The organism is Archangium minus, from assembly GCF_044360475.1.
GTDB lineage: Bacteria > Myxococcota > Myxococcia > Myxococcales > Myxococcaceae > Archangium > Archangium minus.
Genome location: NZ_CP043494.1, coordinates 4,988,328 through 5,004,221, shown reverse-complemented (window position 1 = coordinate 5,004,221; position 15,894 = coordinate 4,988,328). Strand labels below are relative to the sequence as shown.

Sequence of the window (15,894 nt, the reverse complement as noted above, 5' to 3'; positions counted from 1 at the left end):
CCGCATTCCTACTTTCCCGACTGCGTCATCAGGGGCGCACGGGCGACAGGGGAGGATGGGAATGGACGAGCGGGAGAGCCTGGACGAACGGTTGGAAGCGAAAGTGGAGGGGGTTCCGTCGGTGCTGGTCTCGGGGCCGGAGCGGAATCGGGTCTCCCGGAGCGTGGCTCGCCCTGGATTGGAGGAAGAGCTCTTCTCCACGGAGCTGCCTCCCGAGGCGCTGGCTCGCTGGGCCTCCGAGTCGGACTTCTTCGACCAGATGGTGGAGAAGCAGACAGCGCGCCCCCTGGATGCGCTCACACTCGAACGGTACCGGGCCACCCGGCGTCCGTGGTTCAACAAGGAGTTCCGCTTCCGCGTGATGGGGGATTTGCGCGGCAAGCGCGTGCTGGACGTGGGCTGCGGCGATGGCAGCAACGCCATGCTGATGGCCCGGTTTGGCGCGCGGGTGACGGGCATCGACATCTCGTCCAGGTCCATCGAGCTGTGCAAGCGCCGGGCGGAACTCGATGGCGTGGGGGACTCCACCCAGTTCATCTGCTCGCCCCTGGAGACCGCGGATCTGCTCGAGGGCGCCTACGACATCATCTGGGGTGACGGCGTGCTGCACCACCTCATCCCGGAGTTGGATGGAGTGCTGCGCAAGCTGGTGAGCTGCGCGAAGCCCGGGGCGCTCTTCGTCTTCTCTGAGCCGGTCTGTCTCTCTCCGCTGATGCGCAAGCTGCGCAAGCGCATTCCCATCCACACGGACGCCACGCCCAACGAGCGGCCCCTGGAGAGGGCCGAGCTGGCGATCATCCAGCGCTACCTGCCTCGACTGGAGATGCGCTGGTTCGGCTTCCTGTCCCGGATGGATCGCTTCTTCCTGCGCGACAACAACTTCGAGCGCGCCTCGAAGCCGCGCCGGCTGGCCGCGGACGTGCTGGGGTGCACCGACAGGGCGCTCCTCTCGGTTCCCGGGCTGCAGATGCTGGGCGGCATGTGCGTGATGTACGGCCGGCTCCCCGAGCAGGGCTGAACGGTTTCAGTCCACGAAACACGAGAGGCCGCCCCTCTGCGTGAGGTGGCGGCCTCCGGACTTCCCGACGCCACGACACGGCGTCAGCCCTGGAGCTTGATGTTCTTGAGCACCGCGAGGCGCGGGTCCACGAACTTCGTGTCGCAGCCGCACTCCTTCTCGTTGAGGTTCTGGCCGCACTTCGTGCACAGCCCGCGGCAGTCCTCGCGGCACACGGCGTTCATTGGCAGGGCCAGCAACACCTGCTCGCGGACGATCGGCTCCAGGTCGATCACCTTGCCGTCGAACACCTCCTCGTCCGCGTCATCCAGCAAGAACGAGCCGCCGCTCTCGCCCTGACCCCGGTCCTTCTCCTCCAGCTCCTCGTCGTCCAGCACGTCCTCGCCGCGGGCGAGCGACTCGGGGACGAGGTTGAGGGTGAAGGACACGGGCAGCTCCAGCTTCGCCTCGGTGAGGCAGCGCTTGCACTCCGCCACCACCCGCGAGGTGAACTTGCCCTCGAGCAGCACGCCGCCGCTTACCTTGCGCAAGCTCGCCGAGACGGCCAGAGGCTCGGTGGCCCGGAAGCCGGACCCGTCGAGGGCGGCTCCAAGCAGCTCCAGGTTCATCTCCTCCTTGACCTGAAGCCCTTCGTCGCGAATTTGTTCAATCTTTACGAGCATCTACCTGACGTCCTATCCAAAAAGGGGCGCGCATCATGGGGAGCCCCCCTCCCGCAGTCAACGCGCCAGAACCTCAATAGATGTCACTGGGCCTTCACCGTTGCGCGACCTTCCTCACGGTAGAGGGACGCCTGGTCGTCTGCTAGGGTGGGTGCCAATGTACGTCCGGCGGTATCGCATGGTGGCGAGCATCGTGGTGGCGAGCCTGCTGTCCCCTGGCGCCTCGCTCGCCCGGCCCCTGTTCCTGCCCCCTCTCCTCTTCCAGGTGGCCCCCACGCGCCCGGAGATCGCCCGCGCGCAGGAGCAGATCGCCGACGGCGAGTTCGAGGAGGCGGTGAAGACGGTGGAGGCCGGGCTGGACGCACCGGACGTCACCGATGATCAGCTCGTGGAGCTCTATCGCCTGCTCGGGCTCACCTCGCTGTACCTGGGGGATGAGGCGCGGGCGCGCGAGGCCTATGAGATGCTCCTCCAGGCCCGGCCGGACTATGAGCTGCCGCGCACCGCGCCACCGAAGGTCCGCGCGCTCTACGCGCGCATCAAGGAGGACATCAAGAACCGCCGCGTGCGGCCTGTCAGCCTCCAGGTGGAGCCCCTCGCGGACACCGCGGGCGGCGAGCCGGTGACGTCGGAGGCGCGCATTGAGGACATGGCGCTCGGGGCCCGGGCGCGGCTCTTCTACCGGCGAGCAGGAGGCCAGGCGTACAGCTCGGTGGACTTTGCTCGAGACCGGGCCAACAAGGAGCGCTACGTCGCCACCATCCCCGCCTACGAGCTGCCCGCTGCCGCTGCTGCCTACGAGGTGGAGTACTACTTCGAGGTGGCGGATGCGGCCCAGCGGCGACTGGCGGGCCGAGGCGATGCCTTCAACCCGCTCGTCTTCCAGGTGGCCCCGCAGCAGGGAGCCGTCGCCACGGTGAGCGAGCGCCCCTGGTACAAGAGCCCGTGGCTCTGGGTGGCGGTGGGCGCGGTGGCCGTGGCGGGCACCGCCGGTGCCGTGGTGTACGCCACCTCCGACGAGCGGGGCCGCGTCCCCATCACCATCCGCGTCAACCCATGAGCCCGCGTACCTCCCTCCTCGTCCTGTTGAGTGCCACCCTCGCCGCCGGCTGCGGGGCGGAGCCCGCTTCGTCCGGAGCCAGCATCGGGCTGGACGTGCACATCGATCGGGCCGTCGCCGATGAGCTGGGAGCCTTTCAAGTGGTGGTGCTGCCAGAGGGCCGCTCGCGCCGGTGCGCCGAGTTGCAGCTCACCTGCCTCAACCTGCAGGTGAAGCAGGACAAGGCGCTCGTCCTCCGGGGCCCGGACGGCAAGGAGGGACGCGCCCTGCGCTTCGAGGCGGGGCTCGCCGGTGGCGCCCAGGAGCTGGCCGTGGACATCCCGGTGGGCCGCGACTACGTCGTCATCATTGAAGCGCTCTCGCGCTCCACCCCCCCGCGCTTCCTGGGCAGCTCCTGCAACTACCTGGAGTCCGTCAGCGCCACCCGCAACGAGCCGCTCATCGCTGCCCCCATCACCCTGACGACGGGCGAGTGCGATCCCACCATCGAGCCTTGAGCGCAGGCAGGACGAGCGGTCGAGCCGTGTCACAGAGGCGTCACGTGCTCGTCATTCACCCGCCACGGCCGATCTGCTACGCCCACGGTGTGAAACACCGGGGGAACTCGGAGGAACCATGTCACGCATCCTGATCATCGAGGACGAGCAGGACCTGTCCGGACTGGTGGAGTACAACCTCCGGGCGGCGGGATTTGAGGCGGAGGCCGCGGGCACCGGCGCGAGCGGCCTGGCTCGGGCGCGCGCGAACGTGCCGGACCTCATCCTATTGGATTTGATGTTGCCGGACCTCGCGGGCAGCGAGGTGCTGCGCCTGCTCAAGAGCGACTCGGAGCTGCGCAAGGTGCCGGTCATCATCGTGAGCGCCAAGGGCCAGGAGTCCGATCGCATCCAGGGGCTGGAGCTGGGCGCGGACGACTACGTGGTGAAGCCCTTCTCGGTGCGCGAGCTGCTGCTGCGGGTCAAGGCGGTGCTGCGGCGCTCGGACGCGGAGGAGGGGCCGGCGGCCCAGCTCTCCGCGGGGGACATCCAGCTCGACACCTCGCGCCACCAGGTGCGGGTGAAGGGCCAGGAGGTGGTGCTCACCGCCCTGGAGTTCCGCCTGCTGCGCACCCTGCTGGAGCGCTCGGATCGCGTGCAGACGCGCGAGGTGCTCCTGTCGGACGTGTGGGGCATCCAGGCGGAGATCCACACGCGCACGGTGGACACGCACATCAAGCGCCTGCGCGAGAAGCTCGGCCCCGCGGGCGACATCATCGAGACGGTCCGCGGAGTGGGCTACAAGCTCAGTCCTCCGTGAGGCGAGGCCCTCCTTATTTATGATCCCGCGCCTCTTCCTGATTCCCCTGCTCGCCCCCGCGCTCGCGACGCTGGTCCTCTTCCTGCTGCTGGGCTGGGAGAGGGACGCGCTCTTCGTGTCACTCGCCACGCTCGCCAGCTCCGCGCTGACGCAGGTGGCGGCCCGAGGCGCGCTCAAGCGGCAGCTGCTCTCGCTGGCCCGGCAGGTCCGCACTCGCACCGAGGGCGCCTCCTCGTCGGGCACGGGTGAGGACGCGCAGGATCGGCTCGAGGAGGTGGCCAACCTCCAGGGCGCCATCGACGCGCTGCACCAGCAGCTCACCACACGCAACGCTGGCCTCAACCAGGAGACGCGCACCCTCACCGCCGTGCTGGACGGCATGGCCGAGGGCCTGTGGATCACGAACGCCGAGGGCACCGTGGTGCGCCACAACGACGCGCTGCGCGACATGCTGCAGACGGTCGGCAACATCAACGGACAGCGCCCCCTGGCCCTGCTGCGCAACGAAGCGCTCAACGAGGCCGTCACCCGCGCCTGTCGTGAGGGCGCCTCCACCCGCCTCGAGCTGACGCTGGAGGGCCTGTTCTCTCGCACGCTCGCCATCCGAGTCACCCCCCTCGGCAGGGACCTCCCCGGCAGCGCCGCCGTCTTCCACGACGTCACCGAGCTGCGCCGCCTGGAGAAGATCCGCAAGGACTTCGTCGCCAACGTCTCCCACGAGCTGCGCACCCCCATCACCGCCATCCGCGGCTACGCCGAGACGCTCCAGGGCGGCGCCCTCCAGGATCCCAAAGTCGCGACCAAGATGGTGGACATCATCCACCGCCAGTCCGAGCGCCTCTCGGAGCTCGTCGAGGATCTGCTCGAGCTGTCCCGGCTGGAGTCTCGCGAGGTGAAGCTGCAGGTGACGGACGTGCCGCTGGCCGTGGCCGCCACCCGGGCGGCCGAAGTCGTCCGCCATAAGGCCCAGGGCAAGAAGATTACGGTTGAGCTGAATATCCCCCCAGGGCTGATCGGCCGAGGGGACGAGCGAGGACTCGAGCAGGTGCTGCTCAACCTGCTGGACAACGCGGTGAAGTACACGCCCGAGGGAGGCCGGGTGACGGTGCTGGGCGTCCAGGAGGACGGACGGTGCGTGGTGCACGTCCGGGATACAGGCGTGGGCATCGAGCCCAAGCACCTGGCCCGCATCTTCGAGCGCTTCTACCGAGTGGACAAGGGCCGGAGCCGGGACATGGGGGGGACGGGCCTGGGCCTGTCCATCGTCAAGCACCTGATGAGCGCCATGGGGGGCGAGGTCCGGGTCGAGAGCCAGCCGAACGAGGGCTCCACCTTCACAATTTTCCTTCCAGCGGCAGTGCCCTCGGCGGCGGTAGCGGGTTAGGATGGCGCGACCATGCGGGTCGCCATCCTCGCCGACATTCACGGGAACCTCCCCGCCTGCGAGGCCGTCCTCGAGGACATCGCCCGCGTCGCCCCCGACTATGTTGTCGCCGCGGGTGACCTGGCCCTGCGTGGTGCGCACCCGCGCGAGACGGTGGAGCTGCTCTTCGATCGCTGCGATGCGATCCTCATGGGCAACACCGACTGCTACCTCGCCGGTCACTACTTGGGCGGGGCCTACCGCGAGCGCGACCACTGGAAGACGGAGCTGCTGCAGTGGACGAGGGATCAGCTCGGCGATCCCTGGCTGAAGAAGCTGGGCGCCCTCCCCTTCTCCGTACGCTACTCGCCGCGCCGGGGGCAGGACCTGTTCGTCTGCCACGCCAACCCGCGCAACCTTGAGGACTCGCTGGATCCCACCCTGGACGAGAACACCGTCCGCCGCTACTTCCAGAACCTGGACGCGGCTGCGTGTGCCTTCGGCCACCTGCACTTCCCCTATCGCCGCCGCGTGGGCCGGCTGTTGATCGCCGATGTGGCCAGCGCCGGCATTCCCCGTGACGGAGACCTGCGCCCCGCCTACGGCGTCTTCACCTTCACGCCCAAGGGTTGGCGCGTGCAGATCCGCCGCGTGCGCTACCCGGTGCGCAAGGCCACCCAGGCGCTCACCGCGCGCCGCGTGCCCGGCGGGCCGCTGCTCATCCACAAGCTCGTCGAGGCCCGCTACCGCCACCACAAGGCGTTGATGGAGGCCGCGCGCCGCCACTCGGGCCTCCCGCCTCCCAGCCCGGTGCTGCGCCCGCCCCCGGGCTCCGGCCTCCCCCACACGCCTCCGCCCCTCGAGCTGCCGCTCGTGGTGCCCCCCCTGCTCAAGCAGGCCGTGGGCGACGAGAACCACTCCGCACCCTCCGAGGAGACTCCGCCTCCGCTCTCCACCTTGACGGACCTGGACGGCTAACGGCGGCGGCGCGCCACGCCTGTGTCTCGGATGGGCCGCCATGACGCCGCGTTCCGGAGCGCTCCACTCCGGGCGTAGATGTCACACAGTTGTCGCGGGTGCGTCACCACAGCGCAAACGGCGCGGCCCAGAGTGCGCCGCCGCCATGTCCCACGTCCTTATTGTCGATGATGAGCGAGATCTCGCTGAGCTCATCGATTTCAATCTCCGCGCTGCCGGCTTCTCCACCCGCGTTGCCGCCTCAGGTGAGGCAGCGCTCTCCGCTGCCCGCGAGCAGCGTGCGGACCTCGTCCTCCTCGACTTGATGTTGCCGGACATGTCGGGTGTGGAGGTCTGCCGCCAGATGCGCGCCGCCGCCAACACCCGTGACGTGCTCATCGTCATGCTCACCGCGAAGGGCGACGAGGCCGACCGCGTGCGCGGCTTCGAGGTGGGCGCCGACGACTACGTCACCAAGCCCTTCAGCGTGCGCGAGCTCGTGCTGCGGCTCAAGGCCATCCTCCGCCGCAGCAGCCCCAGCAAGGACGACTCCGCCCCCGTCAAGCTCGGCCCCCTCACGCTCGACATCGCCGCCCACCGCTTCTACGTGGAGGGCAAGGAGGTGTCCCTCACCGCGCTCGAGTTCCGCTTGCTGGAGCACCTGATGGCCCGCGTCGGCCGCGTGCAGTCCCGCGAGCAGCTCCTCGAGGAGGTGTGGGGCCTGTCCAGCAACCTGGAGACGCGCACCATTGACACCCACGTCATGCGCCTGCGCGACAAGCTCGGCTCCGCGCGCGCCTACCTCGAGACGGTGCGCGGGGTGGGCTACCGCATCGTCGATCCGAACATGGCTTGAGCGTCACCGTTACACATTTGTCACGCTCCAGCCTTCAAACAGCCACAGCCGGTCCATAGATCCCCACCATCCCAAGGAGACTTCATCCATGAAGACGTTCATTGCTTCTCTGGCCGCTGTGCTGCTGCTCGCCCTTCCGGGCGCGGCTCGCGCTGGCACCGTCACCGTCAAGGGCTCGGACACCATGGTCATCCTCGTCCAGCGTTGGGCCGAGGAGTTCATGAAGAAGAACCCCAACGTCAAGCTGCAGGTGACGGGCGGCGGTTCCGGCACCGGCCTGTCGGCCCTCATCAACGGCACCACGGACATCGCCATGGCCAGCCGTCCCATGAAGAAGGCCGAGGGAGACCAGGTCCGCACCCGCTTCAAGAACGACGCCACGCAGATCTCCGTGGCCAAGGATGGCGTGACCTTCTACGTCAACGAGAAGAACCCGCTGGACGCCCTCACCCAGGAGCAGCTCAAGGGCATCTACCTGGGCGACATCACCAACTGGAAGGACGTGGGCGGCGCGGACGCTCCCATCATCGTCTACTCGCGTGAGAACTCCTCGGGCACCTACGTGTTCGTGAAGGACAACCTGCTCGAGGGCGAGGACTACGCTTCCAGCGCCCAGACGCTGCCCGGCACCGCCGCGGTGGTGAACGCGGTCTCCAAGGAGAAGAACGGCATCGGCTACGGCGGCGCCGCCTACGCCAAGGGCATCAAGGAGCTGAAGGTCAAGAAGGGCAACGAGGCCATTGCCCCCAGCGAGGAGAACATCAAGAGCGGCAAGTACCCGCTCTCGCGCGACCTCTACTTCTACCTGCGCACCAAGCCGGAGGGTGACGCCAAGGCCTTCATCGACTTCGTGCTGTCCCCCGAGGGCCAGGCGGTGGTCACGAAGGTTGGCTACTTCCCGGTGAAGTAGTCCCCGAGGGCCGCGCGCGTCACGAGATTGTCACACGGGACGGAGACACAAGATGGATAGACAGGTAGCCATGCAGGGTCAGAGTCTCGTGGAAACGGCAACACCGGTGGCGCCGCGGCTCTCCTCCGTCGCACGGCGGCGGCAGATTCGAGAGAAGCTCATCGCCGGTTTCATCACGGTGATGGCGTTTACGGGAATCGCCGCGCTGGTGCTCATCCTCGTCTTCGTGGCCAAGGAGGCCCTGGCGCTCTTCCTGGAGGAGGAGGCCCGCAAGGAGGCGAGCCTCTCCAAGATGTTCCTGCCGCAGGTGGTCCGCGCGGGCAAGCCGGCGGCCTTCGTGTGGCAGCCGGTGTCCTCGGTGCCGAAGGTGAGCATGATTCCGCTCTTCATCGGCACGCTGAAGACGACGCTGGTGTCCATGGTGGTCGCGGTGCCGGTGGGTGTGGCGGGGGCGCTGTTCGCGGCCGAGTTCGCCCCGCGCAAGCTGCGCGAGGTGCTCAAGCCCACCATCGAGCTGCTGGCGGGCATTCCCTCGGTGGTGCTGGGCTTCTTCGCGCTGATGGTGCTCGCCAGCTTCATGCAGGAGACCTTCGGCCTGAACTCGCGGCTCAACGCGGTGGTGGCGGGCCTGGGCCTGTCGCTGGCCATCGTCCCCGTCATCTTCACCGTGGCCGAGGACGCGCTCACCTCCGTACCGCGCAGCTACCGCGAGGCGTCGCTGGCCCTGGGCGCCACGCCCTGGGAGACGGCCTGGAAGGTGGTACTGCCGGCGGCCGCCCCGGGCATCCTCGCCGCGTGCGTGCTGGGCTTCGGCCGCGCCATCGGTGAGACGATGATCGTCCTGATGGCCTCGGGCAACGCGGCCATCGTCTCGGCGAGCCTGTCGGACTCGGTCCGCTCCATGTCCGCCACCATCGCCGCGGAGATGGGCGAGGTGGTGGTCGGCAGCCCGCACTACTCGCTCCTGTTCTTCATTGGCGTGGAGCTCTTCCTCTTCACCTTCATCCTCAACATGTTGGCGAACGTCTGGACCCGGAAGGTTCTCAAGCGGTTGTCGGGAGCGGGAGCGTGAGACACACCATGCGCCGGGCCGTGGGCGCAGCGCTCACGTCCCTCACCGGTTTTGCCGCGCTGCTCATCGTGGCCATCCTGGCCATCATCCTCTTCGACGCGGTGCTCGGCGGCGCCGGGCAAATCACCTGGACCTTCCTCTCCGAGCCGCCCTCCGACGGCATGATGGGCGGCGGTATCTTCCCCGCCCTCTACGGCACGGCGGCACTCACGCTGCTGATGACGGTGGCAGTGATGCCGGTGGGCGTGCTGACGGCGGTGTACCTGCACGAGTACGCGCCCCCGGGCTCGCTGCTGGCCCGCGCGGTGCGGGTCGCGGTGGTCAACCTGGCGGGCGTGCCGTCGATCGTCTTCGGGCTCTTCGGCCTGGGCTTCTTCATCCACTTCGTGGGCGGGAGCATGGACCGGCTGCTCGGCTACCAGGAGCTGAACTGGGGCCAGCCGGGCATCCTCTGGGCCTCGCTCACCCTGGCGGTGTTGACGCTGCCGGTGGTCATCGTCTCCACCGAGGAAGCCCTGCGAGCGGTCCCCATGGATCACCGCACGGCGAGCCTGGCGCTCGGTGCCACCAAGTCCCAGACGCTGGCGCGGGTGGTGCTGCCGGGCGCGCTGCCGGGTATCCTCACGGGAGCCGTGCTGGCGGTGTCCCGCGGCGCGGGCGAGGTGGCGCCCATCCTCTTCACCGGCGCGGCCTACTTCCTCCCTGACCTGCCCAACAAGCTCAACTCCCAGTTCATGCACCTGGGCTACCACACCTACGTGCTGGCCACGCAGTCACCGGATGTGGAGGCCACTCGCCCTCTGTTGTACGCCACGGTGCTGGTGCTGCTCGCGCTCACCTTTGCCCTCAACCTCGTCGCGGTCATCATCCGCGCCCGCACCCGCCGGCGCGCCTCCGCGGCCCACTGACACCGAGCCATGTCCCTCTCCCCCGCTGGTCCCTCGCGCATCAAGATGGAAGCGCGCGAGCTCTCCCTCCTCTACGGGCCCAAGGTGGCCGTGAAGTCGGTGAGCCTGTCCCTTCCCGAGCACCAGGTGACGGCGCTGATCGGCCCCTCTGGCTGCGGCAAGTCCACCTTCCTGCGCTCGCTCAACCGGATGAATGATCTCATCCCCGGCGCCAGCCACCAGGGCACCGTGCTCCTGGAAGGCACGAGCATCCATGACCGCAACGTGGACGTGGTGGACCTGCGCCGCCGCGTGGGCATGGTCTTCCAGAAGTCCAACCCCTTCCCCAAGACGATCTTCGAGAACGTCGCCTACGGCCTGCGCGTGGGCGGGATGAAGGACAAGGCGGACATCGCCGCGCGAGTGGAGCGCTCGCTCAAGGGCGCCGCGCTCTGGGACGAGGTGAAGGACCGCCTCAACGACAGCGCCCTGGGTCTGTCCGGTGGTCAACAGCAACGTCTGTGCATCGCGCGCGCCCTCGCCGTGGAGCCCGAAGTGCTCCTCATGGACGAGCCCGCCAGCGCCCTGGATCCCATCGCCACGGCGAAGATCGAGGAGCTCATCCACGAGCTGAAGGACCGCTACACCATCGCCATCGTCACCCACAACATGCAGCAGGCGGCCCGGGTGAGCGATCGGACGGCTTTCTTCTACATGGGCGAATTGGTGGAATGCGGCCCCACGGAGCAGATCTTCACCAACCCACGCGAGAAGCGTACCGAGGACTACGTCACCGGGAAGTTCGGGTAGGCGCCAGGGAGAGCGGGAATATGCCGTCGACGCATACGGACAAGGCATTCGAGGCGGACCTGAGGGACCTGCGCGAGAAGCTGCTCGCGATGGGCGCCAAGGTGGAAGCCCATATCGCGGACAGCGTGCGCGCGCTCACCGAGCGCGACTCCGCGCTCGCCGATCGGGTCATCCAGTCGGACAAGGAGGTCAACCGCCTGGAGGTGGAGATCGACGACACGTGCCGCCGCATCCTCGCGCTGCGTCAGCCGGCCGCGAGCGATCTGCGCCTCATCACCACCGCGCTGAAGATCGTCACCGATCTGGAGCGCATCGGAGACCTGGCGGTGAACATCGCCGAGCGGGTCAAGGATCTGAACGAGGCGCCTCCGCTCAAGCCCTACGTGGACACGCCGCGGCTGGCCGAGCTGGCCCAGCAGCAGGTCAAGCGGGCCCTGGACGCCTTCGTGTCCGCGGACCCGGCCAAGGCGGAACAGGTGAGCAAGGAGGATGACCACCTGGACGTCCTCTACCTCAAGATTTTCAACGAGCTCCTCGGCTACATGATGGAGGACTCGAAGAACATCCGTCGCGCCACCGCGCTGATGTTCATTGCCAAGCACCTCGAGCGGATTGGTGACCACGCCACCAATGTGGCGGAGATGGTCATCTACATGGTGCGGGGTACAGACATTCGCCACCCGCGGAGCCGCAACCTGACGACCGACTCCTGATCCAGGAGTCCATTTCACCTCGTCGTCACTGAAAGTTCCCCCGGGTGACGCGGGACCGTCGCGAGGCAGTCGCCGGGCTTTTCTAACGTCACAGGTAGGACGCGCGATCACCGCGCCCTTCCTGTTCTGGAGAAAGCCCGCGCTCATGATCCACGCGCTCAGCCTCACCCTCCTCGCCGCCGCCTCTTTCGGAGTCCTCGCCCTCGCGTTGCAGCTCTTCTTCGTGCTGCGCTACCGCGGGAGCGCCGCCCGTGCCCCGGCCCCGGTGTCCGGGAAGGCCCCGACGGGCATCTCCATCCTCAAGCCCCTGTGTGGCGTGGATGACGACCTGGAGGCCAACCTGGCCTGGTTCGCCACGCTCGACTACCCGGTCTACGAGGTCATCCTGGGCGTGAAGGACACGCGCGACCCGGCCTACGCGGTCGCGCGCCAGGCGGTGGCGCGCTGGCCGCACATCATGCGGCTGGAGCTGCAGCACGGCGAGCCCGGCCTCAACCCCAAGGTGAACCAGCTCATCACCCTGGCCGCCGCGGCCCGTTACGAGATCCTCCTCATCAGCGACTCCAACACACGCGCGGGAGCGGGCTACCTGGAGGAGATCGCCCAGACCTTCGAGGATCCAACGGTGGGCTGCATCTCCCACCCGGTGAGCGGGATTGGTGAGCGGACGATGGGCTCGCTGATGGACAACCTGTACCAGTGCTCCTCGGCGGGCGCGGGGCAGATCGCCGCGAAGCAGGCCGTCAACCAGGACATCGTGGTGGGCAAGTCCATGGCGCTGCGCCGCGAGGACGTGGAGTCGCTGGGCGGCTTCTACTCGGTGCGCAACGTGCTGGCGGAGGACTACGTCATCGGCCGGTGGGTGACGCGCAAGCTCGGCAAGCGCTCCGTGGTGGCGCGCTCGCCCGTCTTCAACGTGTCCCAGAAGAAGAGCGTCACGGCCTTCTTCAAGCGCTATGCGCGCTGGAGCATCATCCACCACACGTGCGTCCCCACGCCGGTGTACCTGGCGCAGTCGCTGCTCAACCCGCTGCCGTGGGCGCTGCTCGGCGCGCTGCTGGCGCCGTCGGCCCAGGCGCTCGGAGTGGTGGTGGGCGTGGCGCTGGCGAAGCTCGCCCATGACCTGACGCTCTTCCGCCTGATGCGACCCGAGCAGGCCATCTCGCGGAGCGCGGTGCTGGCGGTGCTGCTCAAGGACGCCCTGCTGTTCGCGGCCTGGGCGAACGGGCTCTTTGCTCGCACCGTGGACTGGCGTGGCAACAAGCTGCGCGTGCTGCCTGGCTCGAAGCTGGTGCCGCCCACGCCCGCCCTGGACAAGCCCATGGCCACCCCCGAGCCCGAGCGCGCCGGGGAACTGCTCGCGGGCTGACAGGTTCACCGCGAAGTCACCGGCCCCACCCATAAGGTTCACCTTCGGGCCATGGCCGTGTTTCAGCGGATGGGTACTTCAGCAGTACGTATGCTCATCCGAAAGCTGGCTCACCTGTCGGACCTGCATCTGGACCTCACCCGCGAGAGCGATGCCACGGCCAACGCTCTGGTGGAAACCCTCCTCGCCGAGCGCGTGGACCACGTGGTGGTGACGGGAGACCTGACCCACCAGGGCAGCCGGAGCGAGTACCGGCGCTTCCGAGACATCTTCTCGCCGCTGCTGGACGCCGGGCGGCTCACCTTCATCCCCGGCAACCACGATCGCACCGGCGAGGACGCCGGCAGCCAGTGGATGAACGGCCGCAAGGTGCGCGTGGAGCAGCACGAGGGCCTCTACCTGGTGTGTGTGGACTCCACGGGCCCGCACAACCGCAACTACTTCGCCTGCCATGGCGAGCTGACCCCCGCGGTGCTGGAGATGGTGGACGAGGCCTTGTGCGCCGCACCAACGGGCGCGCTCACGGCGGTGCTGTTGCACCACCACGTGCTGCCCCTGCCGGAGGAGAGCTTCCCCGAGCGCCTCGCCACGCGCATGGGCTGGCCCCACGCCTCGGAGCTGGCGCTGGGCGCCGAGCTGGTTCGCCGAGTCCAGGGACGGTGCGATCTCATCCTCCACGGGCACCGGCACGTCCCGCGCGAGTTCAACCTGGGCCTCTGCCAGGGCCGCGGACTGCGCATCTACAACTCGGGCAGCTCCATCGAGCTCGGCCGCTTCCGCCTCTTCCAGCATGCCTCCGGCCGCCTGGTGGGTGAGCCAGCCTGGCAGCAAACGGCCCTCCCCCCGGCGCGCAAGCGTTCCGCCCCGAACGTCATGCCCGCGCTCCAGTACCTGGCCAGCCAGTTGGCGGTGTCGCTCCTCTGAGAGCATGCCTTCTCTCTTGCCCTCCTGCCGGCCCTGTCCTTTGCGCGAATACCGCATCGTCCCCATCGGTTTGTCTTCACGTACCGGGAGGAGACTTGGGTCGAAGGGCATCCGATGACGACGGACGCAAGGTTCTGGTCGTCGACGACGACGCGGACTGGCGAGAATTTCTCCGACTGTGTCTCGAGGATCTCGGCTACGAGGCCATCGAGGCCGCCAATGGCGAGGAAGCCCTCGAGTCCTTGGCGCGGCAACGCTATGGCGTGATGCTCCTGGATCTGAACATGCCGGGCATGAACGGCTTCGAGGTGCTGGAGCGGATGCCCCGGAATGGCAACACGCCTCGGGTGGTGTTCCTGACCGGCGCCGCGGCGCAGGATGTGGGGAGCGCACTTCGTTCCGGGCCGCACTACTACCTGCCAAAAGGCGCGAGCCGAGACCAACTTTCGCTGCTGCTCCAATCATTGGACGCCTGAACGGGCCCACTGGGCTAGAACGATGACCGGAGGGTAAACGGCCATCGCAACGGAACTCGTCATCATCCTGTTGTTGATCCTCGCCAACGGCGTCTTCGCCGGGGCGGAGCTCGCGCTGCTGTCGGTGCGCAAGACGCGCCTGCAGGAGCTGCTCGAGGAAGGCAACCGCTCCGCCCGGGCGGTCCAGGCCCTGCGCGACAACCCCGAGCGGTTCCTGGCCACTGTGCAGATCGGCATCACCGTGGTGGGGGCCTCCGCGGCGGCTTTCGGTGGGGCATCCATCGCCCAGCGGCTCGAGGGGCCTCTCGCGCAGCTGGGTCTGGACGCGGAGCTCGCCGAGCAGCTGGCCTTCGCGGGGGTGGTGGGACTGGTGTCCTACCTCTCACTCGTGCTGGGCGAGCTGGTGCCCAAGTCCCTGGCCCTGCGCTTCTCCGAGGGGTACGCGCTGTTCATCGCCCGCCCGCTCCGGGGGATCTCCTGGCTCGTGCAGCCGCTGGTGTGGTTCCTCACCGCCAGCTCCAACCTCATCCTGCGCTTCTTCGGGGACCGGACCAACTTCACCGAGTCGCGCCTGTCACCCGACGAGCTGCAGCAGCTCGTGGAAGAGGCGGCGAAGTCGGGCTCGTTGGATCCGCGGGCTGGAGAGATCGCCTCCCGTGCGTTTGAGTTGGGGAATATCCCCCTGTCAGCGGTGATGGTGCCGCGCAGCCGCATCGTGGCACTGCGCCGGCACGCGAGCGCCGAGGAGATAAAGCAGGTGCTGCTGGAGCATGGGCACTCGCGGATGCCGGTGTACGAGGGGTCGATCGACAACATCGTGGGCTACGTCATCGCGAAGGACCTGCTGGGGGTGGCCTGGGAAGGCTCGCTCATCGTGCTGGAGGATGTGATGCGGCCGCCCTGGTTCGCCTTCGAGTCGATGCGAGCCATTGACGTGCTGAAGGAGCTGCAGCAGCGGCGGATGCAGCTCGGCATCGTGGTGGACGAACGGGGCGGAGTGGCAGGGCTGGTGACGGTGGAGGATCTGGTCGAGGAGCTGGTGGGGGAGATCGCCAGCGAGTTCGAGAAGCATGAGGAGCTCGTCCACCGCGAGAGTCCCACCACGGCGGTGGTGCAGGGCACGGCGGCCATCCGGGATGTGAACCGGGAGCTGGGGCTGGAGCTGGAGGAAGGCCAGGGCTGGTCCACGGTAGGAGGGCTGTGCGCAGCGGAGGCCGGCTCCATCCCCGAGAAGGGCGCGAAGCTGCCCCTGGAGGACGGGACGGTGCTGGAGGTGTTGGATGCGAGCCCGCGCCGGGTACGCTCGGTTCGCATCCATCTGCCGCCGCCCCAAAAGGCCTCCGAGGGCTGATCAAGCCCATCCCTCGCCTCACCGGACTCAGGACACGTAGAGCCAGGTCGCTCTACTGCATTTCCTCGCGGACACTCATGCAGGCCTCGCTCTCCTGGGGGGCTTGAGGCTGGAAGTAGCGTCTCCCACCTTAGAAGGCGTGGGGTGAAGCGAGGCCGTGCACCGTTGGG

At 68.1% G+C, this 15,894-nt stretch carries 17 protein-coding genes; 16 read left to right on the top strand and 1 reads right to left on the bottom strand.

Annotated elements, in window-relative coordinates; all coding sequences use genetic code 11:
• Window positions 1-61: 61 nt before the first annotated feature.
• Window positions 62-1,018: a class I SAM-dependent methyltransferase gene (locus F0U60_RS20725; RefSeq protein ID WP_395822520.1), complete on the top strand. Its 957-nt coding sequence runs from the start codon at window positions 62-64 to the stop codon at window positions 1,016-1,018.
• An 83-nt stretch (window positions 1,019-1,101) separates the two neighbouring features.
• Here the strand turns inward: F0U60_RS20725 and F0U60_RS20720 are convergent, their stop codons facing one another.
• Entirely contained in the window at window positions 1,102-1,680 is a 579-nt protein-coding gene (locus F0U60_RS20720; RefSeq protein ID WP_395822518.1) for a YceD family protein, read from the bottom strand.
• Window positions 1,681-1,837: 157 nt separating this feature from the next.
• Here F0U60_RS20720 and F0U60_RS20715 point away from each other — a divergent pair, with 157 nt between their 5' ends.
• The 15 genes from F0U60_RS20715 to F0U60_RS20645 all read left to right on the top strand — a co-directional run bounded on the left by F0U60_RS20715 (window position 1,838) and on the right by F0U60_RS20645 (window position 15,724).
• Window positions 1,838-2,740: a hypothetical protein gene (locus tag F0U60_RS20715; protein WP_395822517.1), complete on the top strand. Its 903-nt coding sequence runs from the start codon at window positions 1,838-1,840 to the stop codon at window positions 2,738-2,740.
• Window positions 2,737-3,237, top strand: coding sequence for a hypothetical protein (locus F0U60_RS20710; protein ID WP_395822515.1), 501 nt, complete (start codon window positions 2,737-2,739; stop codon window positions 3,235-3,237). Before F0U60_RS20715 ends, F0U60_RS20710 begins: the two co-directional genes overlap by 4 nt.
• 118 nt (window positions 3,238-3,355) lie before the next feature.
• Window positions 3,356-4,036, top strand: coding sequence for a response regulator (locus F0U60_RS20705; protein WP_395822513.1), 681 nt, complete (start codon window positions 3,356-3,358; stop codon window positions 4,034-4,036).
• Between the two features lie 19 nt (window positions 4,037-4,055).
• The gene (locus F0U60_RS20700; RefSeq protein WP_395822511.1) at window positions 4,056-5,420 is read left to right on the top strand and encodes a sensor histidine kinase; all 1,365 of its coding nucleotides are present in this window, start codon (window positions 4,056-4,058) and stop codon (window positions 5,418-5,420) included.
• Window positions 5,421-5,432: 12 nt separating this feature from the next.
• A complete protein-coding gene (locus F0U60_RS20695; RefSeq protein ID WP_395822509.1) occupies window positions 5,433-6,377 on the top strand; it encodes a metallophosphoesterase family protein in 945 nt (314 codons plus the stop codon).
• 145 nt (window positions 6,378-6,522) lie between these two features.
• Window positions 6,523-7,212, top strand: a complete 690-nt coding sequence (locus F0U60_RS20690; RefSeq protein ID WP_395822507.1) for a response regulator — start codon at window positions 6,523-6,525, stop codon at window positions 7,210-7,212.
• Window positions 7,213-7,300: 88 nt separating this feature from the next.
• On the top strand, window positions 7,301-8,122 hold the full coding sequence (locus tag F0U60_RS20685) for a phosphate ABC transporter substrate-binding protein (protein WP_395822505.1): 822 nt from the start codon (window positions 7,301-7,303) through the stop codon (window positions 8,120-8,122).
• A 52-nt stretch (window positions 8,123-8,174) separates the two neighbouring features.
• Complete coding sequence (gene pstC / locus F0U60_RS20680; protein WP_395822503.1) at window positions 8,175-9,194, top strand: phosphate ABC transporter permease subunit PstC; 1,020 nt, start codon at window positions 8,175-8,177, stop codon at window positions 9,192-9,194.
• Complete coding sequence (gene pstA, locus F0U60_RS20675; protein WP_395822501.1) at window positions 9,191-10,102, top strand: phosphate ABC transporter permease PstA; 912 nt, start codon at window positions 9,191-9,193, stop codon at window positions 10,100-10,102. Before pstC ends, pstA begins: the two co-directional genes overlap by 4 nt.
• A 45-nt stretch (window positions 10,103-10,147) precedes the next feature.
• Window positions 10,148-10,891 carry a phosphate ABC transporter ATP-binding protein PstB gene (gene pstB / locus F0U60_RS20670; RefSeq protein WP_395825338.1) on the top strand — a complete coding sequence of 248 codons (744 nt, stop codon included), beginning with the start codon at window positions 10,148-10,150 and terminating at the stop codon, window positions 10,889-10,891.
• A gap of 20 nt (window positions 10,892-10,911) precedes the next feature.
• Window positions 10,912-11,604, top strand: a complete 693-nt coding sequence (gene phoU / locus F0U60_RS20665; RefSeq protein WP_395822499.1) for a phosphate signaling complex protein PhoU — start codon at window positions 10,912-10,914, stop codon at window positions 11,602-11,604.
• 145 nt (window positions 11,605-11,749) lie between these two features.
• A complete protein-coding gene (locus tag F0U60_RS20660; protein WP_395822497.1) occupies window positions 11,750-12,973 on the top strand; it encodes a ceramide glucosyltransferase in 1,224 nt (407 codons plus the stop codon).
• 90 nt (window positions 12,974-13,063) lie between these two features.
• A complete protein-coding gene (locus F0U60_RS20655; protein WP_395822495.1) occupies window positions 13,064-13,897 on the top strand; it encodes a metallophosphoesterase family protein in 834 nt (277 codons plus the stop codon).
• A 95-nt stretch (window positions 13,898-13,992) separates the two neighbouring features.
• Entirely contained in the window at window positions 13,993-14,373 is a 381-nt protein-coding gene (locus F0U60_RS20650) for a response regulator (RefSeq protein WP_395822493.1), read from the top strand.
• Window positions 14,374-14,443: 70 nt separating this feature from the next.
• A complete protein-coding gene (locus tag F0U60_RS20645; RefSeq protein ID WP_395822491.1) occupies window positions 14,444-15,724 on the top strand; it encodes a hemolysin family protein in 1,281 nt (426 codons plus the stop codon).
• The last annotated feature ends 170 nt before the right edge of the window (window positions 15,725-15,894 follow it).

What these genes read in the sequence shown, in the direction of transcription:
- F0U60_RS20705 (WP_395822513.1), top strand. Translation starts at nt 3,356, where the DNA reads ATGTCACGCATCCTGATCATCGAGGACGAGCAGGACCTGTCCGGACTG.
- pstB (WP_395825338.1), top strand. Translation starts at nt 10,148, where the DNA reads ATGGAAGCGCGCGAGCTCTCCCTCCTCTACGGGCCCAAGGTGGCCGTG.
- F0U60_RS20660 (WP_395822497.1), top strand. Translation starts at nt 11,750, where the DNA reads ATGATCCACGCGCTCAGCCTCACCCTCCTCGCCGCCGCCTCTTTCGGA.
- F0U60_RS20690 (WP_395822507.1), top strand. Translation starts at nt 6,523, where the DNA reads ATGTCCCACGTCCTTATTGTCGATGATGAGCGAGATCTCGCTGAGCTC.
- F0U60_RS20655 (WP_395822495.1), top strand. Translation starts at nt 13,064, where the DNA reads ATGCTCATCCGAAAGCTGGCTCACCTGTCGGACCTGCATCTGGACCTC.
- F0U60_RS20685 (WP_395822505.1), top strand. Translation starts at nt 7,301, where the DNA reads ATGAAGACGTTCATTGCTTCTCTGGCCGCTGTGCTGCTGCTCGCCCTT.
- F0U60_RS20725 (WP_395822520.1), top strand. Translation starts at nt 62, where the DNA reads ATGGACGAGCGGGAGAGCCTGGACGAACGGTTGGAAGCGAAAGTGGAG.
- pstC (WP_395822503.1), top strand. Translation starts at nt 8,175, where the DNA reads ATGGATAGACAGGTAGCCATGCAGGGTCAGAGTCTCGTGGAAACGGCA.
- F0U60_RS20715 (WP_395822517.1), top strand. Translation starts at nt 1,838, where the DNA reads ATGTACGTCCGGCGGTATCGCATGGTGGCGAGCATCGTGGTGGCGAGC.
- F0U60_RS20700 (WP_395822511.1), top strand. Translation starts at nt 4,056, where the DNA reads ATGATCCCGCGCCTCTTCCTGATTCCCCTGCTCGCCCCCGCGCTCGCG.
- F0U60_RS20720 (WP_395822518.1), bottom strand. Translation starts at nt 1,680, where the DNA reads ATGCTCGTAAAGATTGAACAAATTCGCGACGAAGGGCTTCAGGTCAAG.
- F0U60_RS20695 (WP_395822509.1), top strand. Translation starts at nt 5,433, where the DNA reads ATGCGGGTCGCCATCCTCGCCGACATTCACGGGAACCTCCCCGCCTGC.
- F0U60_RS20710 (WP_395822515.1), top strand. Translation starts at nt 2,737, where the DNA reads ATGAGCCCGCGTACCTCCCTCCTCGTCCTGTTGAGTGCCACCCTCGCC.
- phoU (WP_395822499.1), top strand. Translation starts at nt 10,912, where the DNA reads ATGCCGTCGACGCATACGGACAAGGCATTCGAGGCGGACCTGAGGGAC.